20 protein-coding genes are annotated in these 22,151 nt (G+C 70.5%); 6 read left to right on the forward strand and 14 right to left on the reverse strand.

Annotated features, from left to right (window positions below):
* Window positions 1-44 precede the first annotated feature (44 nt).
* Window positions 45-2,228: an ATP-dependent Clp protease ATP-binding subunit gene (locus ABFY20_RS00535; RefSeq protein WP_368497991.1), complete on the forward strand. Its 2,184-nt coding sequence runs from the start codon at window positions 45-47 to the stop codon at window positions 2,226-2,228.
* Window positions 2,229-2,329: 101 nt separating this feature from the next.
* Here ABFY20_RS00535 and ABFY20_RS00540 read toward each other — a convergent pair whose 3' ends face one another.
* The 4 genes from ABFY20_RS00540 to ABFY20_RS00555 form a co-directional block, all read right to left on the reverse strand.
* Window positions 2,330-2,947 (reverse strand): nitroreductase family protein, encoded by a 618-nt coding sequence (locus ABFY20_RS00540; protein WP_368497992.1) that lies wholly within the window; start codon window positions 2,945-2,947, stop codon window positions 2,330-2,332.
* A gap of 101 nt (window positions 2,948-3,048) precedes the next feature.
* Window positions 3,049-3,786, reverse strand: coding sequence for a DedA family protein (locus ABFY20_RS00545; protein WP_368497993.1), 738 nt, complete (start codon window positions 3,784-3,786; stop codon window positions 3,049-3,051).
* A gap of 77 nt (window positions 3,787-3,863) precedes the next feature.
* The gene (locus ABFY20_RS00550; RefSeq protein ID WP_368497994.1) at window positions 3,864-4,160 is read right to left on the reverse strand and encodes a metal-sensitive transcriptional regulator; all 297 of its coding nucleotides are present in this window, start codon (window positions 4,158-4,160) and stop codon (window positions 3,864-3,866) included.
* A complete protein-coding gene (locus ABFY20_RS00555; protein WP_368499840.1) occupies window positions 4,157-6,262 on the reverse strand; it encodes a heavy metal translocating P-type ATPase in 2,106 nt (701 codons plus the stop codon). Before ABFY20_RS00555 ends, ABFY20_RS00550 begins: the two co-directional genes overlap by 4 nt.
* Window positions 6,263-6,374: 112 nt before the next feature.
* On the opposite strand from ABFY20_RS00555, the gene ABFY20_RS00560 reads away from it, so the two are divergent.
* A complete protein-coding gene (locus ABFY20_RS00560) occupies window positions 6,375-6,956 on the forward strand; it encodes a hypothetical protein (protein WP_368497995.1) in 582 nt (193 codons plus the stop codon).
* A gap of 32 nt (window positions 6,957-6,988) precedes the next feature.
* Here the strand turns inward: ABFY20_RS00560 and ABFY20_RS00565 are convergent, their stop codons facing one another.
* From ABFY20_RS00565 to ABFY20_RS00590, 6 genes are all read right to left on the reverse strand, one after another.
* Complete coding sequence (locus ABFY20_RS00565) at window positions 6,989-8,068, reverse strand: low specificity L-threonine aldolase (RefSeq protein ID WP_368497996.1); 1,080 nt, start codon at window positions 8,066-8,068, stop codon at window positions 6,989-6,991.
* A 171-nt stretch (window positions 8,069-8,239) separates the two neighbouring features.
* Window positions 8,240-9,472 (reverse strand): ABC transporter permease, encoded by a 1,233-nt coding sequence (locus ABFY20_RS00570; protein WP_368497997.1) that lies wholly within the window; start codon window positions 9,470-9,472, stop codon window positions 8,240-8,242.
* Entirely contained in the window at window positions 9,469-10,365 is an 897-nt protein-coding gene (locus ABFY20_RS00575; RefSeq protein ID WP_368497998.1) for an ABC transporter ATP-binding protein, read from the reverse strand. Before ABFY20_RS00575 ends, ABFY20_RS00570 begins: the two co-directional genes overlap by 4 nt.
* Before the next feature lie 186 nt (window positions 10,366-10,551).
* Window positions 10,552-11,280, reverse strand: a complete 729-nt coding sequence (locus ABFY20_RS00580; RefSeq protein WP_368497999.1) for a response regulator — start codon at window positions 11,278-11,280, stop codon at window positions 10,552-10,554.
* Entirely contained in the window at window positions 11,277-12,596 is a 1,320-nt protein-coding gene (locus ABFY20_RS00585; RefSeq protein ID WP_368498000.1) for a sensor histidine kinase, read from the reverse strand. Before ABFY20_RS00585 ends, ABFY20_RS00580 begins: the two co-directional genes overlap by 4 nt.
* 109 nt (window positions 12,597-12,705) lie before the next feature.
* Window positions 12,706-12,972 (reverse strand): hypothetical protein, encoded by a 267-nt coding sequence (locus ABFY20_RS00590; RefSeq protein ID WP_368498002.1) that lies wholly within the window; start codon window positions 12,970-12,972, stop codon window positions 12,706-12,708.
* A gap of 146 nt (window positions 12,973-13,118) precedes the next feature.
* On the opposite strand from ABFY20_RS00590, the gene ABFY20_RS00595 reads away from it, so the two are divergent.
* A complete protein-coding gene (locus ABFY20_RS00595) occupies window positions 13,119-14,165 on the forward strand; it encodes a hypothetical protein (protein ID WP_368498003.1) in 1,047 nt (348 codons plus the stop codon).
* A 12-nt stretch (window positions 14,166-14,177) separates the two neighbouring features.
* On the opposite strand, the gene ABFY20_RS00600 is transcribed toward ABFY20_RS00595, so the two are convergent.
* On the reverse strand, window positions 14,178-14,927 hold the full coding sequence (locus ABFY20_RS00600) for an SDR family oxidoreductase (RefSeq protein WP_368498004.1): 750 nt from the start codon (window positions 14,925-14,927) through the stop codon (window positions 14,178-14,180).
* Between the two features lie 30 nt (window positions 14,928-14,957).
* A complete protein-coding gene (locus ABFY20_RS00605; protein ID WP_368498005.1) occupies window positions 14,958-16,397 on the reverse strand; it encodes a DUF6421 family protein in 1,440 nt (479 codons plus the stop codon).
* A gap of 172 nt (window positions 16,398-16,569) precedes the next feature.
* Here ABFY20_RS00605 and ABFY20_RS00610 point away from each other — a divergent pair, with 172 nt between their 5' ends.
* Together ABFY20_RS00610 and ABFY20_RS00615 are read left to right on the forward strand one after the other, a co-directional pair.
* On the forward strand, window positions 16,570-18,675 hold the full coding sequence (locus ABFY20_RS00610) for an acyltransferase family protein (protein WP_368498006.1): 2,106 nt from the start codon (window positions 16,570-16,572) through the stop codon (window positions 18,673-18,675).
* Between the two features lie 67 nt (window positions 18,676-18,742).
* Window positions 18,743-19,663 (forward strand): AEC family transporter, encoded by a 921-nt coding sequence (locus ABFY20_RS00615; protein WP_368499841.1) that lies wholly within the window; start codon window positions 18,743-18,745, stop codon window positions 19,661-19,663.
* Window positions 19,664-19,686: 23 nt separating this feature from the next.
* Here the strand turns inward: ABFY20_RS00615 and ABFY20_RS00620 are convergent, their stop codons facing one another.
* A complete protein-coding gene (locus ABFY20_RS00620; protein WP_368498007.1) occupies window positions 19,687-20,667 on the reverse strand; it encodes a hypothetical protein in 981 nt (326 codons plus the stop codon).
* A gap of 69 nt (window positions 20,668-20,736) precedes the next feature.
* Window positions 20,737-21,372, reverse strand: coding sequence for a TetR/AcrR family transcriptional regulator (locus tag ABFY20_RS00625; protein WP_368498008.1), 636 nt, complete (start codon window positions 21,370-21,372; stop codon window positions 20,737-20,739).
* Window positions 21,373-21,475: 103 nt separating this feature from the next.
* Between ABFY20_RS00625 and ABFY20_RS00630 the strand changes: the two genes are divergently transcribed.
* Window positions 21,476-22,048: an NAD(P)H-dependent oxidoreductase gene (locus ABFY20_RS00630; RefSeq protein WP_368498009.1), complete on the forward strand. Its 573-nt coding sequence runs from the start codon at window positions 21,476-21,478 to the stop codon at window positions 22,046-22,048.
* The last annotated feature ends 103 nt before the right edge of the window (window positions 22,049-22,151 follow it).

Genomic DNA, 22,151 nt, shown 5'->3' on the forward strand with positions numbered 1-22,151 from the left:
TCACATACACTCAAGTTTGAAACACAGGAGGACGGACCACCGAGATGGCGACCAACCAGGGCACCCCGAACGGCGACGAGCAGAAGAGCGCACTCGAGCAGTACGGCGTCAACCTGACGGAGATCGCGGCGAGCGGCAAGCTCGACCCGGTCATCGGCCGAGACGCCGAGATCCGTCGGGTCAGTCAGGTGCTGACCCGACGCACGAAGAACAACCCCGTGCTCATCGGCGAGCCCGGCGTCGGCAAGACCGCCGTCGTGGAGGGTCTCGCCCAGCGCATCGTCGCGGGCGACGTCGCCGACTCGTTGAAGGGCAAGCAGCTCGTCTCGCTCGACCTCGCGGCACTCGTCGCCGGGGCGAAGTACCGGGGTGAGTTCGAGGAGCGGCTGAAGGCCGTGCTGAAAGAGATCAACGACGCCGACGGCGAGATCATCACCTTCATCGACGAACTGCACACGCTCATGGGTGCGGGCGGCGGGGAGGGCTCCGTCGCGGCCTCGAACATGCTGAAGCCCATGCTGGCCCGCGGCGAACTGCGCCTCATCGGCGCCACCACGCTCGACGAGTACCGCGAGTTCATCGAGAAAGACGCCGCCATGGAGCGCCGCTTCCAGCAGGTGTTCGTGGGCGAGCCGTCGGTCGAAGACACCGTCGCCATTCTGCGCGGCCTCAAGGAGCGCTACGAGGCGCACCACAAGGTGTCGATCGCCGACTCCGCCTTGGTGGCTGCCGCATCCCTGTCGAACCGCTACATCCCGGGTCGCCAGCTGCCCGACAAGGCGATCGACCTGATCGACGAGGCGGCGTCGCGCCTGCGCATGGAGATCGACTCGGCACCCGTGGAGATCGACGAGCTGCGGCGAAGCGTCGATCGCCTGAAGCTCGAGGAGCTCGCGCTGAAGAAGGAGAAGGACGACGCGTCGAAGGAGCGGCTCGCCGCTCTGCGCGCGACCCTCGCCGAGCGCACGGCGACCCTTCAGGCACTGCAGGAGCGGTGGGATCGCGAGCGTGCTGCTCTCAACCGCGTCGGCGAGCTCAAAGAGAAGCTCGACAGTGCCCGCATGCGGGCGGAACGGGCACAGCGCGAGGGCAACCTCGAGCTGGCGTCTCGGCTGCTGTACGGCGAGATCCCGGTGCTCGAACGTTCGCTCGCGTCGGCCGAACAGGCCGAGGTCGACGCCGAGGGCGGGGAGCGCATGGTCAACGACCAGGTGGGGTCCGACGACATCGCGGCCGTGATCGCGGCGTGGACGGGCATCCCGGTCGACCGCCTCACCCAGGGCGAGACCGAGAAGCTGCTGAACCTCGAGGCCGAGCTCGGCCGCCGGCTCATCGGGCAGAAGGATGCGGTGAAGGCCGTCGCCGACGCCGTTCGCCGCTCGCGGGCGGGCATCGCCGACGAAGACCGGCCCACGGGCTCGTTCCTCTTCCTCGGCCCGACCGGTGTCGGCAAGACCGAGCTGGCGAAGGCACTCGCCGAGTTCCTGTTCGACGACGAGAAGGCGCTCGTGCGCATCGACATGTCGGAGTACGGCGAGAAGCACTCGGTGGCTCGTCTGCTCGGCGCCCCTCCCGGGTACATCGGCTACGAGCAGGGCGGTCAGCTCACCGAGGCGGTGCGGCGTCGGCCGTATTCCGTCATCCTGCTCGACGAGGTCGAGAAGGCGCACCCCGAGGTGTTCGACGTGCTGCTGCAGGTGCTCGACGACGGCCGGCTCACCGATGGGCAGGGTCGCACCGTCGATTTCCGCAACACCATCCTCATCCTCACCTCGAACCTCGGCTCACAGTTCCTCGTCGACCCGACCCTCTCGCACGACGACGCAACAGCGCTCGTGCAGGCGGCGGTGCGACAGGCCTTCAAGCCCGAGTTCGTGAACCGCCTCGACGACATCGTCGTGTTCCAGGCGCTCTCGGCCGACGACCTGGCCCAGATCGTGTCGCTCTACGTCGACCGCCTCTCGCGTCGTCTGGCGTCGCGGCGGCTGACGCTGGCGGTGACTCCGGATGCGCGCAGCTGGCTCGCCTCGCACGGTTACGACCCGATCTACGGGGCGCGCCCCCTCCGCCGCCTCATGCAGCACGAGATCGACGACCGCCTCGCCACCGCCCTCCTCTCGGGCGCCGTGCGAGACGGCGACACCGTGCGCGTCGACGTGTCGCCCTCGGGCGAGGAGCTCATGGTCGTGGCTGCCCCCGTTGAGTCGATCCCGCTCGATTCGGAGTAGCCAGCCGCTGAAGCGCCGTCGACATGACGAGAAGGCCGGGTCCGAAGTGTTCCTTCGGTGTCCCGGCCTTCTTGTTCGCTGCTGCGCGTCGGAGCGCGCACTCACTCACTCACGAGGAGGAGCTCGTCGAGGGGGAGGCGGGTGCGGGGGGCGGACTCGCGGGCGATGAGGGTGTCGTCGGGGAGGGCCTCGGCGGGGGCGAGGGTGCCGAGGGCGGTGACCGTGAGGGGCTTCAGCGACTCGGGGAGGTCGAAGGCCTCGGAGATCGATGCCGCGACGAAGCCGCCCATCTGGTGCACGTGGAGGCCGTCGGCGTGGGCCTGGAAGGAGAGGTGGGCGAGGGCCTGACCGAGGTCGTACTCGGCCCACGGGCGCGGCTTGCCCTCGGCGTCGACGGTCTCGGCGATGCCGACGATGAGCACGGCGGCGTTGGTGGCCCACACCGAGTTGAAGCCCATGAGCGAGGCGGCGACCTTCTCGAAGGCCTCCGAGCCGCGGCGAGCGACGATGAAGCGGGCGGGTTGCGTGTTCGCGGCCGACGGCGCCCAGCGGGCGGCCTCGAGGGCGGCGGTGAGGAGGCTCTCGTCGATGGTCTCATTCGCCTCGAACGAGCGGGGGCTCCAGCGGGTCGCGAGCGTCTCGTGGATGGGGGCGGACGTCTCGGCGAGGCGCTGCTCTGTGGAGGTGGAAGACGTGGTGGAGGGAGCGGTGATGGTCATGAGCGTGTCCTTCGGAGTAGCGGGTTGCTGCACGCCATCGGGCAGTCGTCGTCAATCGGACTGCGGTCCGATTGACACTCTAAACCGCCCCGTCAACCCGGCTATTCCCGGGCTGCGCTCCTCGCCTCGTCGGTCTCGCCGCGGCGGTGCTTGCGCGTCCGGCTGATCACGAACCACGCGATCGCCCCCACGACCGCGGCGATCACCACGTACTGGAGGATCTCGGCGTACTGCTCCACCACGTGCCACTGCTCGCCGAGCCAGAAGCCGGCGAGAATGAAGATGGTGTTCCAGATCAGGCTCCCCGCGGCGGTGAGGAGCAGGAACTTCCACAGCGTCATCCGCTCGATGCCCGCCGGGATGGAGATGAAGCTGCGGAACAGCGGCAGCATCCGCCCGAAGAACACCGCCTTGGGCCCGTGCCGCTGGAACCACTCCTCCGTGCGGTCGACGTCGTGAACGTCGACCAGGGGGAGTCTGCGGGCGATGGCGCGCATCCGGTCGCGACCGAGCCAGGCGCCGAGGCCGTAGAGCGTGAGGGCGCCGAGCACGGAGCCAAGCGTGCAGAACACGATGGCGGCGATGAGATTCAGGTCGCCCCGGCTGGCAGCGAAACCGGCGAGCGGGAGGATGACCTCGCTCGGAATCGGCGGGAACAGGTTCTCGGCGAAGACGGCGAGCCCGGCGCCGGGTGCCCCGAGCACCTCCATGAGGCCGACCGCGGCGTCGCCGATGAACCCGAGGCTCTCGCTGTCGCCGCCGCCACCCCCGGTCTCCGAGACGGATGCTGCGGCGGGTTCGATGAGGAAGGGATTCGGGTCGGCGAAGGCCAGGCTCATACCGACAACAGTAGGAGATGCGCCTGGCAAGGCTCTGGGGGTGCGCGAGGCGCGGAGCGCGAGAGGCGCGCGGAGCGCTACGACTTCACGAGGCGGGCGATGGCGGCTGAGGCCTCGCGGAGCTTCTCCTCGGCGACGGGGCCGCCCTCGGCCGCTGCCTCGAGCACGCAGTGATTGAGGTGCTCGTCGAGGAGACCGAGAGCGACCGACTCGAGCGCACTCGTCATCGCCGAGATCTGAGTGAGGATGTCGATGCAGTACTTCTCCTCGTCGACCATGTTCTGGATGCCCCGCGCCTGCCCCTCGATGCGCTTCAGGCGCTTGAGGTACGCGTCTTTGTTCGAGATGTAGCCGTGGTGCGCGTGTTCGGTCATGAGGAGATTCTCCCTGGTGTGAGGTCGAGCCGGCGCAGCAGCTGGGCGTTGAGTGCCACGATGATCGTCGAGAGCGACATGAGGAGGGCCCCCACAGCCATGGGGAGCACGAACCCGACGGGCGCCAGCACACCGGCGGCGAGCGGCACCGAGAGCAGGTTGTACCCGGCCGCCCACCAGAGATTCTGCGTCATCTTGCGGTAGCTCGCCCTCGACAGAGCGATCACCGAGAGTGCCGAGCGCGGGTCGTCGCTGGCCAGGATGACGCCGGCCGACGCGATCGCCACATCGGTTCCGGCGCCGATCGCGATGCCCACATCGGCCCTGGCGAGCGCCGGCGCGTCGTTCACGCCGTCGCCCACCATCGCCACCACACGCCCCTCGGCCTGCAGCTCCGCGACGGTGCTCGACTTGTCTTCGGGGCGCACGCCGGCGTACACCCGCGTGATGCCGAGCTCGCGGGCGACGGCCTGCGCCACCGGTTCGGCGTCGCCCGTGACCATGACGACCTCGATGCCCTTCGCCAGCAGGTCGGCGACGGCCTGGCGCGACTCCGGCCTGACCCCGTCGGCGAGCGCGATCGACCCGAGCAGCCGCCCGTCACGCACCACGTGCAGCAGGGTCGCCGCGCCTGCACCACCTCCTCCGCCTGCACCACCTCCTTCGCCTGCACCACCGGCAAGTACCGCTCCGCTGTCGGACACCTCACCGCCCTCAGTGGGAACGGATGCGCGGTGCAGCAGTCTCGGGCCACCCACCTCGACGCGCGCACCGCCCACGACCGCCGACACGCCGACACCGGGTGACGACTCGAAGGCGCTGGCCGCAGCGACGGCGAGGCCGCGCATCCGTGCCTCGTCGACGATCGACCGCGCGAGCGGATGCTCGCTCGACGCCTCGGCGGCGGCAGCGAGCGCCAGGAGCTCGTCGGCGTCGACGCCCGCGGCCGGCCGCAGCTCGACGACGGCTGGTCGGCCGAGCGTGAGGGTGCCGGTCTTGTCGAACAGTACCGTGTCGACGCGACGCATCGTCTCGAGGGCGAGCCGGTCTTTCACGAGGATGCCCGCGCGGGCGGCGCGCTCGGTCGAGATCGACACGACGAGCGGGATGGCCAGCCCGAGTGCGTGCGGGCAGGCGATGACGAGCACGGTGATGGTGCGGATGACGGCGTCGTCGGGGCTGCCGACAACTGTCCACACCACGGCCGTCACGACTGCGGCGCCGAGCGCGAACCAGAACAGCCAGCCGGCGGCGCGGTCGGCGAGGCGCTGGGCGCGCGAGGTCGAGCTCTGAGCGTCGGCGACGAGCCGCCGGATGCCCGCGAGCGCGGTGTCGTCCCCCGTCGCCGTGACGCGGAGGCGGAGGGCGCTGTCGGTCGCGACGGTTCCTGCGACGACCGAGTCACCGGGGCCGCGCGTGACCGGCCGCGACTCGCCCGTGACCATCGACTCGTCGAGCGAAGCGGTTCCGTCGACGATCTCGCCGTCGGCGGGCACCCGTCCGCCCGGCCTCACGATGACGAGGTCGCCGACGCGCAGCTCAGCGGGGGAGACGGTGACCGGATGCGCGCCGGTGCCCACAGCATCCGTCGCGTCGTCGAGTCGCTCGGCCTGGTCGGGCAGCAGCGCGGCGAGGGAGTCGAGCGCGGAGGTGGTCTGGGCGAGCGAGCGCATCTCGATCCAGTGACCGAGCAGCATGATGACGATGAGGAGGGCGAGCTCCCACCAGAAGTCGAGTTCGTGATCGAGGAGGCCGAGGGTCGCACCCCAGCTCGCCACGAAGGCGACGCTGATGGCGAGTGCGATGAGCAGCATCATGCCGGGGCGCCGGGCGCGCAGTTCGTCGACGCCGCCCGAGAGGAAGGGGCGGCCGCCGAGGAGGAACATGACAGTGCCGAGGATCGGCGAGACCCAAGGGGTGAGGCCGTCGGCCGGGAGGGTGTAGCCAACGATCATGGCGAACATGGGGCTGAAGGCCACCACGGGCACAGCCACCACCAGCATCACCCAGAACAGGCGGCGGAAGACCGCGACGTGGCCTGAGTGGTCGTGGCCGGCGTGGGCGTGGGCGTCGTGCTCGTGCGCCGCCCCGTCGGCGGTCATCTGGTGTGCGGCGTGATCCTGTTCACTGTGAGCCATGACCCGAAACTATACCCCTAGGGGGTACTCCGCAAGACGCTCTCGGCGAACAGCGCGGGGGTGATACCGTGAGCGCGTGACCCACCACGACGCGCCGACGGAGACGGCGACCGCCACCGCATCCCGCGCCACGAACCGGGCCAGGGTGACCGGGGTGATCGTGGTGGGCATGAGCGTCGCGGTGTGGTGGCCGGCCTTCACGCTCGGCGCCTGGGGCGACTTCTTCTTCGACCAGATGCTCACCGTCTGGGCCGCATCGACGGGCGCTCTCTTCGTCGTGCTGCTCCAGTTGCGGGGGAGGGCCCGCATCCTCCGCGCTCTGGCGCTGCTCATCCCCAGCCTCTGGCTCGCACTGTCGTTCGTGCCGGTGCCGAGAGACGAGGACGTGTTCGCGTGGGCCGTCGCGCTCCTCGGCATCCTCGTGGGCCTGCTCGCGGTGCCGACCACCATCTGGGTGCTCGCCCGCATCGTCTGGCCCGAGTTCGGCGACGACATCTCGTGGCCGAGACGCCTGGTCGTCATCGGTGCTGTCGCCCTCATCGCGCTGGCGAGCTTCCTCCTCGGCGTGAACCAGTCGAAGTTCCTCACCTGCGAGGAGTTCACCGTCAGCGGCAACTCGCAGCCCCCGGGCTGCACCCCTGAGTCCTCTCTAGAGTGACCCCGCCTCGGGCGCGCCTCGGCCGCCCCGAGTTACCCGAGCGCCCGCTCGAGCTCCCGCCGCAGCGCCGCAGCGAAGGCGTCGATGTCGTCGGGCGTGGTGTCGAACGCGCACATCCAGCGCACCTCGCGCGTCGCGGGGTTCCAGTCGTAGAAACGGAAGCTCTCGCGCAGGCGGTCGGCGACCCCGGGAGGCAGTGTCGCGAACACCGCGTTCGCCTGCGTCTCCTGGGTGAACTCCAGCCCCGGCAGGCCCTCCACCGCGGCGCGCAGCCGCGCGGCCATCGCGTTCGCGTGCGATGCCGACCGCAGCCACAGGTCGCTGCCGTAGAGCGCGATCAGCTGCGCCGAGACGAACCGCATCTTCGACGCCAGCTGCATGTCGAGCTTGCGCAGGAACGGGATGCCCGTCACCGCCTCGGGCGACAGCACCACGACCGCCTCGCCGTAGAGCAGCCCGTTCTTGGTGCCGCCGAGGGAGACCACGTCGACCCCCGCATCCGTCGTGAACTCCCGGAACGACGCGCCGAGCGACGCCGCGGCGTTCGAGATGCGCGAACCGTCGAGGTGCACGGTCATGCCGAGGGAGTGCGCGTGCTCGCTGATCGCGGCGATCTCGTCGACCGTGTACGCGGTACCGAGCTCGGTGGTCTGCGTGATCGACACGGCGAGCGGCTGTGCCCGGTGCTCGTCGCCCCAGCCCCAGGCCTCGACGTCGATGAGCTCGGGGGTGAGCTTGCCATCGGGCGTGGGCACGGTGAGCAGCTTGAGCCCGGCGACGCGCTCGGGTGCGGCGTTCTCGTCGGTGTGGATGTGCGCCGTGGTCGAGCACACCACCGCTCCCCATCGGGGCAGCATCGACTGCAGCGAGATGACGTTCGCTCCGGTGCCGTTGAAGACGGGGAAGGCTTCAGCCTGCTCGCCGAAGTGCCGTCGCACGACCATCTGCAGCTCGGCGGTGTAGACGTCTTCGCCGTAGGCGATCTGGTGCCCGCCGTTCGCCGCAGCGATCGCCTCCAGCACCTCGGGGTGCGCCCCCGCGTAGTTGTCTGAGGCGAAGCCCCGGTAGGAGCGGTCGTGCAGCGGCTGCGGTGAGGTGGGCGTCTCGGTCACCGTTCTAGTCTCTCTCACCGGCACCGCGCATCCGGCGACCGCCTCGTGCGCGATCGGCGCCGCCGCAACCCGAAGTTGCGTGCGACGCCGATTTCGCGTGCAGGCCGTGCCTCGCGACCGGATGCCCCGGCCAGCCGCCCGTTGCGACGCGACCCTCGGATGCTGCCTGCCTCAGCCGCGCAGGGCGTCGAGCAGCTTCACCCGCGCCCCGGTGCGCAGCAGCGAGTTCGCGTAGATGCGCGAGCCGATCAGCACCACCACGGCCGTGGTGGCCAGCAGGATGACGAGCGACACGAGCGGCTCCCACCACGCGGCGTCGCCGAGGAACAGCCGCAGCGGCATGCCGATGGGCGCCGAGAACGGCACGTACGACATGATGCCCATCACCAGCTCGTTGGAGTTGAAGAAGATGACGAGGAAGTACGGGATCATGACGAGCATGGTCACCGGGGAGGTGACCGAGGCGACGTCCTCCTGCCGGGAGACCAGGGCGGCGGTCGCGGCGAACAGTGCGGCGATGAGCACGAAGCCGAACACGAAGAACACGACGAACCAGGCGATCGCCGGGCCGAGCAGGCCGAGCAGGCCCGATTGGCCGGTGATGGTGAGTCCGAGCGCCGAGATAGCCGCAATGATGGCGATCTGACCGAAGGCCAGGATGCTATTCCCCACCACCTTGCCGGCCATCAGCTCCCGGGCCGAGATCGTCGAGAGCAGGATCTCGACGACGCGCGTCTGCTTCTCCTCGACCACGCTCTGCGCGATGGTGGTGCCGAAGGTCACCGCCGACATGAAGAACACGACGCCGAAGGCGATGCCGACGATGTAGGTGAGGAACCAGTCGCCGTCGTCGCTCGGGTCGAGCAGCACCACCTGAGGTGAGACGCTCAGCAACTGCACCAGGCTGGTGGGGGCGGAGTCGAGGGCGACGATGTCGTAGTCGAGGGTTCCGGAGGCGGGGGTTGCGGAAGCGGAGGTGCCGCCGGTCGCTTCGGTGCCGGTCGGCGGGGTGCCGCCCTTCACGCTGCCCGTCGGCACGATGGCCGCCTCGACGGTGCCGTCTTCGACGAGGGCGGCCGCGGCTTCGGGCGAGTCGGCGGTGGTCACCTCGAGGGCGCCCGCTGCCGCTGCCGACTCGGTGACCGACGCGGTGCCGCTCACCACGGCGACCTTCGGCGCCGACATGGTCGCTCCGACGATGCCGCCGATGACGATGGAGGCGAGGATGGCGAGCATCAAGATGCCCGTCGAGACGAGGAAGGCCTTGCTGCGCAGACGCATCGAGATCTCGCGCTGGGCGACGAGCCAGGTGCCTTGGGCGACGGAAGGCCGCTTCGGCCGGCCCGCCCGCGGATCGCGGGGAGTGGCGGCGTCGGCGCGGCGAGCGGGGGTGGCGGTGCTCATTTCACGACCTCCTTGAAGATCTGGGCGAGGCTGGGCTGCACGGGGGTGAAGCGGGTGACGGGGCCTGTGGCGATGGCGCGGGTGAGAACCTGCTGGGCGACGGCGCGACCGGCTTCGCCGCGCTCGACCTCGAACTGGGCGTAGGTGCCGTCGAGGTCGATCACCGCGAGGCCGGGTACCTCCCTGATCCAGCCTGCGTCGCCCGAGAGGTCGATCTCGTAGCGGGGTTCGGAGTGCTCCTCGCGCAGGGCGTCCCGCGAGCCGCTGGCGCGGATGGTGCCCCCCGCGATCACCACCAGGTCGTCGCAGAGCCGCTCGACGATGTCGAGCTGGTGGGAGGAGAACAGCACGGGCGCGCCACCCGCGGCGTGCTCGGCGAGCACCGCCTGCACGGTCTCGACGGCCATGGGGTCCAGACCCGAGAAGGGCTCGTCGAGCACGAGCACACCGGGGTCGTGCACCAGCGCCGCCGCGATCTGGGCCCGCTGCTGGTTGCCGAGCGAGAGGCTCTCGACGGTGTCATCGGCGCGCTCGCCGAGGCCGAGTCGCTCGAGCAGGTCGTCGGTGCTGGCCTTGGCGGCCGCAGCGCTCATCCCGTGCAGCTTGCCGAGGTAGACGATCTGCTCGGCCACCTTCATCTTCGGGTAGAGGCCGCGCTCTTCGGGCATGTAGCCGAAGAGGGCGCGATCGGCGGGGGTCAGCCGGGTGCCGTCGAGGCTCACCGATCCGGTGTCGCTCGAGAGCACGCCGAGGATGATGCGCATGGTCGTGGTCTTGCCGGCGCCGTTGCCGCCGACGAAGCCCGTCATGCGGCCGTCGCCGACCGAGAAGCTGACGTCGTCGAGCACCTTTCGGGCGCCGAAGCTGCGGGAGATGTCTGCGACCTCGAGCACGGTGACCCCTTTCTGTTCGTGTACTTCCACGCTAGAAGGGGGAACGGATGCGGGCATCCGCCGTGAGGGGGGCTGCGGGTCCGCCGTGCGGGTGAACGTCGGGCGGGTGAACGCTGCGCGGGTGAAAGTCGGCCGCCTTGGGCTCGGCGTCGGGCGGCGCGGGCTCGGGGTCGGAGCCCCGGCGCCTCAGGCGGTGCCCGGAACCGCGACGCCGTTCTCGTACGCGAACACCACGGCCTGGATGCGGTCGCGCAGACCCAGCTTCTGCAAGATCTTCGAGACGTGCGTCTTCACGGTCGCCTCGCCGAGGTACAGTTCGCCCGCGATCTCGGCGTTCGACCGGCCGGCAGCGAGCAGCTCCAGCACCTCGCGCTCGCGGTCGGTGAGCTCGGCGAGTGCGGCGAGTGCGGCCTGAGCCTCGGCCGACGGGTGGGGTGGTGCGGGCGCGGTGGCGCCGGCGCTCGCGGGAGCCGCGCGTCGCCCAGCGACGTTCTCGATCACCCGACGGGTCACGTCGGGAGACAGCAGTGCGTCGCCGCGCGCCACCACCTGCACCGCCGCCACGAGGTCTTCGGGCGAGGAGTTCTTGAGCACGAAGCCGCTGGCCCCCGCCTCGAGCGCCTCGAACAGGTAGTCATCGCGGTTGAACGTGGTGAGCACGAGGATGCCCGCGCGGGTGCCTCGGGCGATCAGCTCGCGGGTGGCGGAGAGGCCGTCGAGCTCGGGCATCTGCACGTCCATGCAGACGACGTCGGGGTCGACCCGCGAGACCAGGTCGACCGCCTCGCGACCGGTGCGGGCCTCGCCGACCACCTCGATGCCGTCCTCCGACTCGAGGATGATGCGAAGGCCCACCCGCACCAGGTCTTGGTCGTCGGCGAGCACGACGCGGATGCTGGGATCGCGTTCGGTCATGCGGACTCTCCGATCGGTCGGGGTGAGACGGGGAGGATGGCGCGCACCCGATAGCCGCCGCGGGGTTTGGGCTCCATCACGATCTCGCCGCCGACCGCTGCCGCGCGTTCGCGCATGCCGATCTGGCCGAGCCCACCGGGGGCGCCCGCCGAGCCGGGCGGCGCCGACGAGTGGCGGGCGAGCGGGTTGAGGCCCGTTCCCGTGTCGCTCACCTCGACCTCGATCTCGGAGCCGAGGTAGCGCAGCCGCACGTCGGCCGTGGCCCGCGCACCGCCGTGCTTGCGCACGTTGGTGAGCGACTCCTGCACGATGCGGTAGGCGCTGAGTCCGACGACCGAGGGCACCGGCACGGGTGTGCCGACGGTGGTGAAGGTGACGGGAAGGCCGGTGGCCTCCGCATCGGCGACGAGCTCGGGGAGCTGCTCGAGGCCGCGGGTGGAGGCCGACCGGCTTGCGTCGGTGTCGTCGGACTGGCGGAGGGCGCCGAGCATCCGGTGCAGTTCGTCGACGGCCTCCCGCGCGTTCTCCTCGATCTGCGTGAGTGCGTCGACCGCCCGCGGGTCGGTCTCGCTGCTCTTGCCCAGCACGCGCCGGGCGGCACCGGCCTGCAGGCCCATCACCGACACGTGGTGGGCGACGACGTCGTGCAGTTCGCGGGCGATGCGCACCCGTTCGAGCGCGACCGCCTGTCGGCTGCTGACCTCGCGTTCGCGTTCGAGCTCCTGAGTGCGCTGCTCGAGCGCCTCACGCTGGCGGGCCGCGGTGTACGAGGCGTTGCCGAAGACGAAGGCGGCGCCGAAGTAGAGGAGGTTGGTGACGATGGAGATGAGGCTCGCGGCCATGAATTGCGAGAACAAGCCGTCGCGTGAGATGCCGGGGGTGGAGTCAGGGGTGAGGCCCTGGTAGATGAGCACGGAGAGAAGCCAGATCACCATTCCGGCGGCGATGACGATGCGCTCGACAGTGGCGAGCAGGCGGTTCTGGCTCCAGGCGCCGAGCGTGTAGAGAGCGACGAAGAGGCAGATGTTGGCGAAGAGCTGCTCGTAGATGCCGACGTACTGGCCCACCACGAAGGTGATGCCGACGATCAGGGCGACGAGCTCGGGAAAGCGGCGACGGAAGGCGAGCGAACCCGCGATGACGAGGGCCCAGAGCAGGGAGCCCCACCAGGGGGCGTGGGGTTGGTCGATGGCGGCGCGGTAGAGGAGCCCGCTTCCGAGTGACGCGACGACGAGTGCGGCGGCGACGAGGGCGTCGCGTCGGTAGCCGTCTGCGCCGGGTCGCGGGCGCTTCCAGTCGTCGGGGGAGAGGGCCATGGTTCCACGCTACCGAGGGGTGGCGCACAGGACATCCGTCGGGGGGATGAGCGCTCTCCGGGGCGCCGCCACGGAGGTGTGGACGGCGCCCAGGAGGCCGAGGGCCGAATCAGTAGTAGGAGTAGGCGGCGGCGCTCGCGATGATGGAGATGATCGAGACGATGAGGCCCAGCACGGTGAGCACCGCGCCGACGATGATGCCGACGCGGGCGAGGGTGTTGGGGTAGCCGGCCTTCTTCGACTGCGAGAACGCCACCGCACTCACGATCACACCGACGAGCGGCACGACGATGGCGAGAACGAGCCCTACGATGCCGAGCGTGCGGCCCGGGAAGTCGGCGGGGGTGGATCGGGTGTCTGGGGACATCGAGGTCATGAGGGTTCTCCTTCGGGGTAGGGACGCGCGACCCGCACGCGACGATCGGATGCGGTCGCCGGCCCCCGGCGGGAGCCGACTCCACGGTCGCACCGCTTGCCCACACCCCGACCGGAGTACTTTCTACTCGTGCCAAGCTGGGGGGCGTGTCGCGCGCCAGGACCGCAGGGTCGATCGATCCCGCCCCGGCCCCCCGCGCATCCGCTTTCCGTCGGCTGATCGCGAGTCCGTGGCTGTGGGCGGGGGTGCTGCTGGCCGCAGCGCTGCCCTGGTACCTCGTAGGCGAGGGGCTCGAGCTGGTGCCGTTCCTGTCAGGGCTCGTCGGCGGGTGGCTGTGCGGGCTGGGCTTCGTGAACGTCACGTTCCGCATGTCGCCCCGCCGCGGCGCGACCGTGCACGCCGTCGGTGCGGTCGTGGCCGGAGCGGTGCTGTGGTTCTCGACCCAGATCTGGCCCGACGTCGCGCCCGCGATGCCCGAGGGGCTCCGGTCGGTGGCGTTCTTGGTGCAGATGGCGTCGATTCCCGCAGCGGGGTGGATCTGGCTCGGGCTGATCAGCCGGGTCACCGCCCTGGCGCGCCGCCCCGCACGCGAGGCACCGGTGCCCCCGGGCTGGGAGGAGGACTACGACGGGTCGATGGTGCGCTTCTCGGCCGTGCCGATGCGCCTGCGCACCCTGACGCTGCAGATCGTCGCGCTCGTGATCGTGGGCGGTGTCGTCTGCACCGTGCTGCTCATCGCGTTCGACGACGTGGCGATGAGTCTCGGCCCGCGCATCCTGGTGATCGTGCTCGGGGCCGCGGTAGCGCTCCCCCTCTACGGGCTGCTGCGCCTGCGCAACGCCCGCCACACCGTCGCCTGCTCCGTCGCCTTCGGTGCGAAGCGGATGCGCGTGACGGCTGCCGGTTCCACTCTCGAGCTCGAGTACGCCCACCTCGCGGAACTCACCTGGGTGACGGGCACCGACTACGCGCGCGTCGAGGTCGTGGGGGTGCGAACCGCTGACGTCGTGCGGAAGTCGCTAGTGGTGGGAGTCGCTCGGCAGTCACCTGGGGTGGCGCCCGGGCTGCCCACGCTGTCGCGCCGCATCGTGCGCACACTCGAGGCTGCGGGCCTCACCCCTGTGTCGCAGCGCCGCAAGGGTACGAGCGTGTATCGGCGCAACGGAGTGGGAAACCGTCAGAACGCGCCATGACCTGACCCGTCTTCAGAGGTGCGTGCGGGCTCCGTTCAGCTCGGGCGCGGGCTTGTTCCAGAGGTCGAGGACGGCAGCGGCGAGGGTGGTGACGTCGGTGAAGCCAGGGAAGGTCTTCTCGGGGGAGGCGGCGCGCATCCGGTCGTCGACGAGGGCCTTCACGACGAAGACGGCCGCAGCCGAGCGCAGGCCCAAGGCGGACTGCCCGGCGGCGAAGCCCTGGGCGACGGAGCGCATCCACGACTCCGAAGCGGCCTTCGCGGCCGTGTAGCTCGCGCCCGAGGCGGTGGGGGCGTCGACGCTCTCGGAGGACACGAACACCACGCGGCCCGCCTGCGACGCGAGGAGCGCGGGGTAGAAGGCGCGCGTGGTGTTGCGGAGGGTGCGGAACGAGCGCTCCATGGCCTCCCAGCCCTCGTCGCTCTGGCCGACGATGCCGCGGCCGCCGACCCAGCCGCCGACGAGGTGCACGAGTCCGTCGACACCGCCGACACCGCCGTCGCCCTCGGCCGTGAGCCTGGCGGCGAGGGCGTCGACCGCCGCGCTGTCGGTGAGGTCGCACGCCTCGGTGGTGATGCCCGGCACGCGCGCGGCCAGTTCGGCGAGCTTCGAGGGATTCGATCCGAGTGCGACGACGGATGCGCCGGCCCCGATGAGGGCGGTCGACACCGCGGCACCCGATTCGCTGGTGGCACCGGCCACCACCACACGCCGGCCCGCCGCACCCGTCGCGCCTGCGCCCGCGATCGCCTCGTCACTCATGCGCTCATCCTCCCACCGACGCCCGAGCGCTCAGGCCGCAGCCCCCGTGATGCCTGCCGTCGACTCGATCACCGCGCGCATCTTCTTGTCGAGCGCCTCGTAGAACATCGAGAGCGGGAACTCGTCGTCGAGCACGGCGTCGGTGAGCCCGCGCGGCGGCCCGTCGAGCGGCAGCGCCTTCGGCCCCTCCGCCCACACGGAGGCGGGGTTCGGCGTGAGCGTCGAGGTGATGAGCTCGTAGGCGGCGAGCCAGTGCGCCGTCTTCGGCCGGTCGATCGACCGCCAGTACAGCTCGTCGATGGCGTCGCCGAGCGCCGTCACGGCGTCGGCCACCTCGGGCCAGTCGATGGTGAGCTTCGTGTCGGTCCAGTGCAGTACCCCGCGCTGGTGCAGCCAGGCGAACAGCAGCTGCCCGCCGAGGCCGTCGTAGTTGCGCACCCGCGACCCCGTGATGGCGAAACGGAAGATGCGGTCGAACAGCACCGCGTACTGCACCAGCTTCGCGTGCTCGCGCAGCGACTCGTCGGCCATCGACAACTCACCGCCCTCGAGCTCGCCCGCCGCCAGCAGGCCGCGCTCGATGCGCACCGCCTCGCGGAAGGCCGTGAGGTCGCAGCGGAGCTCCTCGAGCGAGTAGAGGAAGTAGGGCATGCGCTGCTTGATCATGAACGGGTCGAACGGCAGGTCGCCGCGCATGTGGGTGCGGTCGTGGATGAGGTCCCACATCACGAAGGTGCGCTCGGCGAGCTGCTGGTCGTCGAGCAGACGCTGCGCGTCGGCGGGCAGCTCGAGCCGGGTGACGGCGGCGGCCTCGCGCACCACGCGGCGGAACCGGGCGGCCTCGCGATCGGCGAAGATCGCGCCCCAGGTGTAGGCGGGAATGGTCGAGGTGGCCACCGACTCGGGGAAGAGCACGGCCGAGTTCGTGTCGTAGCCCGAGGTGAAGTCGAGGAAACGGATGGGCACGAACAGCGCGTTCGAGTAGTCGCCGGCTTCGAGCTCGGCGATGAACGACGGCCAGATGACCTCCACCAGCACCGCCTCGACGTGCCGGTTCGTGCTGCCGTTCTGCGTGTACATGGGGAACACCACGAGGTGACGCGCCCCGTCGACGCGGTGCTTCTCGGGGTGGAACGCGACGAGCGAGCTGAGGAAGTCGGGCACCCCGAAGCCGCCCGCCGCCCACGCCGCGAAGTCGGCGCGCACGGCGTCGAGGTACTCGCGGTCGTGCGGGAAGGCGGGTGTGAGCGCGGCGACCTCGCGCACCACATCGTCGACCAGTGAGGCGGCGCGGTCGTGGTCGCCGGGCTCGGGCACCGAGCCGTCTTTCGCCTGCAGCGTCTGCAGCGACGAGACCGCTGCCTTGAGGCCGAGCCACGCGGGCGACTCCGCGACGAGGCGGGCGTCTTCGACGACCTCGGGTTCTCCGATGATGGACTGCGTGCCGAGGGCGGCGGGTCGTGCGGACATGGTGGAACCTCCAATCGGTCGTCTCCTCGAGCCTAGGCACAACGCATCCGCTGTTCTTTGACGCCCGAGCCGCTTCGTTGCGTGAAGGGCCCGGATGCGCGCCGAATACCTGCACGACCGTCGCGCCGGGCGCTCCCAGGCGCGGGCGGAGGCCCCGGGTAGCATGGTGCCGATGGAGAAGCAGCAGGGCGCGCGCGCCGCCGACAAGGGCGCGAGACCCGACCACTTCCTCCCGCACCTGCAGGGTCTGCGCGCCATCGCCGTGCTGCTCGTGGTGGTCTACCATTTCTGGCCCGGCCGTCTCACCGGCGGATACATCGGCGTCGACGTCTTCTTCGTGATCTCGGGCTTCCTCATCACGCAGCAGCTCACCCGCCAACTCGAGCGCACCGAGCGCATCGCCCTGCCCTCCTTCTACGCCAAGCGCGCACGCCGCCTCCTTCCTGCTGCCATCACCGTGCTCGTGTTCGCGAGCCTCATGACGCTGTTCGTCATGCCGCTGTCGAGTCTCACCGAGAACGTCCGCGAGATCCTCGCCTCGACGTTCTATGTGGAGAACTGGGTGCTCGCCCTCAACTCTGTGGACTACTTGGCCGCGGCCAACGAGGCGAGCCTGGTGCAGCACTACTGGTCGCTGTCGCTGGAGGAGCAGTTCTACCTGTTCTGGCCCGTGCTGCTGCTCGGCGCATCCGTCTTCGCGGTGAAGTTCCTCAAGGGGCGGCGCTGGCTCGCGCTCATCTCGGTGCTCGCCGTGGTCGGCGTCGTCTCGTTCGCGCTGTCGGTCTTCGTCACCGTCACCGACCCGGCCGCCGCCTACTTCGTCACCTACACCAGGGTGTGGGAGTTCGCGGTGGGCGGCGCGCTCGCCCTGCTGCCGCGACTGCGACCCGTCCGCGCCTGGCAGTCGAACCTGCTCGGCTACGGCGGCATCGTCGTGGTGCTCGCCTGCGGCTACCTGTTCGACAAGACGACGCCGTTCCCGGGGTACATGGCGGCCATCCCGGTGCTCGGCACCGCGGCCGTCATCGTGGCGCAGCACCGCGAGAAGCCGTGGGACGCCGGGCGCGTCTTGAGCTTCCGCCCCGTGAGCTTCATCGGCGACATCTCCTACTCGCTCTACCTCTGGCACTGGCCGCTCATCGTCATCGCCCCCTACATCCCGGGCTGGGGCCTCAGCATCTGGAACCGCATCGCACTGTTCCTGTTCTGCTTCGTCATCGCCTGGGCCACCAAGCGCTTCATCGAAGACCCCGCCCGCACCTGGACCTTCTTCACCAAGCGCCGCCCGCGAACCACGATGCTCGCCGTCGTCGGCGCGATGGTCGTCTCGACGCTCTTCGCCGGCGCCGCCTGGGCCGTGCAGCAGCCGAAGTACGACGCCGAGGCCGCGCAGCTGGCCTCCACCCTCACCGATCCGCCCGAGTGCTTCGGTGCCGCGTCCGGCCCCACCGACGGCCTCGAGCCGCTCGTTCCGCGCTGCGACAACCCCGAACTCGCCGACGTCATCATCCCGAGCCCGGGCTTCGGCAACGCCGACCGGCCCCAGCATCCGGAGTGCTTGTCGACCCTCAACGACGCCACCGTGCGCGACTGCCAGTTCGGCAGCGAGGAGGCCGATGCGCCTCAGGTCGCGCTCATCGGCGACAGTCATGCCTACGCCCTGATGGATCCGTTCATCGAGATGGCCGAGCGCAACGGCTGGCACCTCACCACCTACCTCAAGGGCGGCTGCCCGTGGACCACGACGCCGCTGTCCGCCCGCGACGCCTTCGCGGTCTCCTGCGACGACTGGCGGGCCGAGCTCACGGGGCAGCTCGCCGCCCACGAGCCCTTCGACGCGGTGTTCACCGCCGCCCTCACCGACCGCAACGTGCCGGGCACCTCCGACGACGAGCAGGTCGCAGCCGTGGGCTACGGCGCGGCCTGGGCCCCTGTGCTCGCCGCGGGAACCCCGATCGTGACCGTCGTCGACAACCCCGCCTGGCCCGACGACCCCAACAAGTGTCTGCGCACCGAAGACGCCGCCTCGTGCGCGATTCCGCGCGACGAGGGGCTCGCCGAGTTCGACCCCATCGCGATGGCGGCGGATGCTGCCCTCGCCCAGGGCGATGACGTGACACTGCTCGATTTCAGCGACACCTACTGCACGAGCGAGGAATGCCCCGCGGTCGTGGGCGGTGCGAACGTCTACCGCGACGTCGACCACCTCACCCGTACCTTCGCGTTCACGCTGGAACCCTTCATCGAGCGGGCGATGCTCTCCCCCCTGAGCCGATGAGCGGCGGCTCCTCGCCTCGACCACCGTGCAGCGCCCGCGTCGCTCGATCGACCACCGCGAGCGCCGCGTGCTAGGGGTGCTGACCGGCTTCGGCATCATCGGCTTCGTCATCCTCGTCGGCTACCTGGTGCAGCGACTCGGCTTCCTCCCCGGCAACAGCATCCGGGTGATGAACCAGGTGGCGTTCTTCGTCGCGACACCAGCGCTGCTGTTCACGGTGCTGAGCCGATCCCACCCCGCGGAGGTGTTCTCCGCGCCGATGGCGGTGACCGCGTTGATCGTCGTCATCGGTGCCACCGTCTTCATCGCCGCCTCACGACTGTGGTTCAGGCGTCCGGTGGCCGAGACCACCATCGGCGCGGCCTCCTCGGTCTACGTGAACGCGAACAACATCGGTCTGCCGGTGGCCACCTACGTGCTGGGCAGTGCGCAATACGTGGCGCCGTTGTTATTGCTGCAGCTGGTCGTCATGGCTCCGCTCGTGCTCGGCACCCTCGACATCGCCACGAGCGGGCGCGCGTCGTTCGGACGCATCGTGACGCAGCCCCTCCGCAACCCGATGATCATCGCGTCGGCGGCGGGCCTCGTGCTCGCCGTGACCGGCGTGCAGCTGCCCGATGCGGTGTTCGCGCCGTTCGAGCTCATCGGCGGAGCGGCCATCCCCCTGGTGCTGCTGTCGTTCGGCATGTCCCTCGTGGGCCAGCGCCCATTGCAGGCGGGCAACGGGCGGGCCGAGATCGTCGTCGCCGGCGCGATCAAGCTCGTCCTCATGCCGATATCGGCATATCTTCTCGGGAGGTTCGTGTTCGGATTGTCGGGGCACGAGTTGTTCGGGGTCGTCGCGCTCGCCGCCCTCCCGACCGCCCAGAACATCTACAACTTCGCGTCGCGCTATCAACGCGGCATCGTGATTGCCCGCGACACCGTGCTGCTCACCACCATCGGGTCGGTGCCCATGCTGGTGCTCGTCGCGGCGCTGCTCGCCTGAGCGACCACCTGCGGCCCGACGCGTCAGTCGTCGGTTTCGCCCAGCGCATCGAGCCGTGTGCGGAATCGCGCGACCTCGCGATCGGCCGACGAGGCTGCGCGTTCCGCCGCGGCGCGGGCCTTCCGGAGGCGGGCCGCCTCGGTCGCGGTGGCGTCGAGGAGGTTGCGCGTCTCGGCGAGCCGTTGCTCGAGGTCGTCGATCTCGACGAGCAGGCCCTCCTGGTGAGCAGCCAGCTCGTCGATGCCGAGGTCGACGTCGGCGAGGGCAGCGGATGCGCGCTCCGCGTCGGCAGCGGCGGCCGCGTGGTCGCGCTCCAGGGCCTCGCGGGCTCGGGCGCGAGCCGAGGGGCGTGGCTCGCGTCGTGCTGCCGGGGCCGCCGACGACCTCGATGCACCACGCGACGCGGTGCCGCCGGCGCTCTCGCCGGTGCCGGGGCGGCTCCTCGCAGACGACGGCGTGCTGCGGCGGGGCGCTCCCCGCGCACCGTCGACGGCCAACGCCCCCTCGAGATCGGTGGGTTCGAGACCGTCGCCGGAGATGGTGCGCACGAGCATGCCGCTGCGCACCGCCTCGGCGGCGGCGGGATCGGCCAGCGCGGCCTGGAAGCTCTGCTGCACCTCGGTGACGGCGGACGGCGAGAGACCCACCTCGAACTCCTCGGCCAACGCGCGGGCTGATCGCGCCAGATCGGAGAGCAGGCGCTGTCGTTCCCGGCTCAGCTCGCGGATCGCATCGCGATCGACGCGCTCCGTGGCGACGCGCATCCGCTCGCCGAGATCGAGCGCGGCGTCGACCTCGTCGGGTCGCTCGGAGTCGAGGGCGTTCACCACCCAGGCCGCGGCGGTGGGCCGGGGGAAGCCGCGCACGAGTGCGGCGAGCTCGCGCTCGCCCCCGGCCTTGAGCGACGCTGCACGGGCGTTGCGGGCGGCGGTGAACTCGGCGGGCCGGAGGGCGCAGAGCTCGCGGGCGATCGTGATGAGCCGTTCGTGCTGCTCCGCCGTCATGCTCCGACCTCCTGGGTCTCGAGCGTACTCATCGCGGGCGCGATGCGAACCCGCTGCGACTCGAGCGGATCACTCCTCGGCGGTGGGGCGGGTGACCGCCCGCACGAGGCGCTCCCAGCCGTCGGCGAGGCGCGCGAGGTGCTCGTCGGTGAGTCGCGCCTCGGGGATCGTCAGCGCCCCCTCGAGTACCGACAGCAGCTGGAACGACAGCACCCCCGCATCCGTCTGGGCTGTCGCACCCGCCTCACGCAGCAGGGTCGCGATGTGCAGTTCGACGATGCGCCGGGCCGGCACTTCGTAGTGCTGTTCGGGAGGGAGTTCGGCGGCACGCATGATCGGCGCCTGGCGTGAGAGCACCTCGAGGCGGGCGCGCCCGAAGGCCACCAGGCGCTCGACGGCGGGGGCTCCGGGGCCGAGCGGCGGCGGTCCCCCCAAAAACCTTCCCTGGAACTCGCGTTCGACGTCGTCGAGGAGCGCCTGGAAGATGCCCGCGCGTGAGCCGAAGCGGCGGAACACCGTCCCTTTGCCCACCGCTGCCTCGGCGGCGAGGCGGTCGGTGGTGAGGGCGGCAACGCCCTCGCGCTCGACGATGCGGCGCGCCGCCGCGACGAGCTTCGCTCGGTTGCGCGCGGCGTCGGCGCGCTCAGCCACCGGTGGCCCCACCAGCGGAATACGAGGGAGGGCCAGCGGATCGAGCGGCTCCATGACTCGGACTGTAGCACGCGGGAATAACCGGACCAGAGTCCAGTTATAGTTCATGCCGGACACCCGGCGCTCTGACCAACCTCACACCGACCGTGGAGAAGACATGACCGAGAAGAACGTGCTCGTGCTCGTCGGCAGCATGCGTGCCGCCTCGACCAACCGGCAGCTCGCCGAGACCGTCGTCGAACTCGCCCCCGAGGGCACCACCCTCAGCCTGTTCGAGGGCCACCACGCCCTGCCGCTCTACAACGAGGACGTCGACGTCGAGGGCCGGCTGCCCGAGGCGGTCGTGGCCTACCGCCGAGCGATCGCCGACGCCGACGCGGTTCTCGTCGTGACGCCCGAGCACAACGGCACCCTGCCCGCGAACCTCAAGAACGCCATCGACTGGTCGTCGCGTCCGTACGGCGCCAGCGCGATCGCCGAGAAGCCCGTGGCCGTGATCGGCACCGCCTTCGGCCAGTACGGCGGGGTGTGGGCCCAGGACGAGGCCCGCAAGGCCTACGGCATCGCGGGAGCGACCGTGCTCGAGCCGAAGCCGGTCGCCGTGCCCCATTCGGTCGTGCGCTTCGCCGAGACCCACCCGCGTGACGACGACGAGACCGTGGAGCAGCTGAGGGGCTTCCTCGACGAGTTCGTCACCGCCCTCAGGGCACCCGCGGCGAAGGCCGCGTAACCAGCGCGGAGCCCACGTCACAGCCCCCCGGTAGCCGGACGGAACACGCCGCGGCGCCCACCTCGCCCAGAAGAGGGAGGTGGGCGCCACGGCGGCGGTTCGC

It is taken from the genome of Herbiconiux sp. A18JL235, from assembly GCF_040939305.1.
Taxonomy (GTDB): domain Bacteria; phylum Actinomycetota; class Actinomycetes; order Actinomycetales; family Microbacteriaceae; genus Herbiconiux.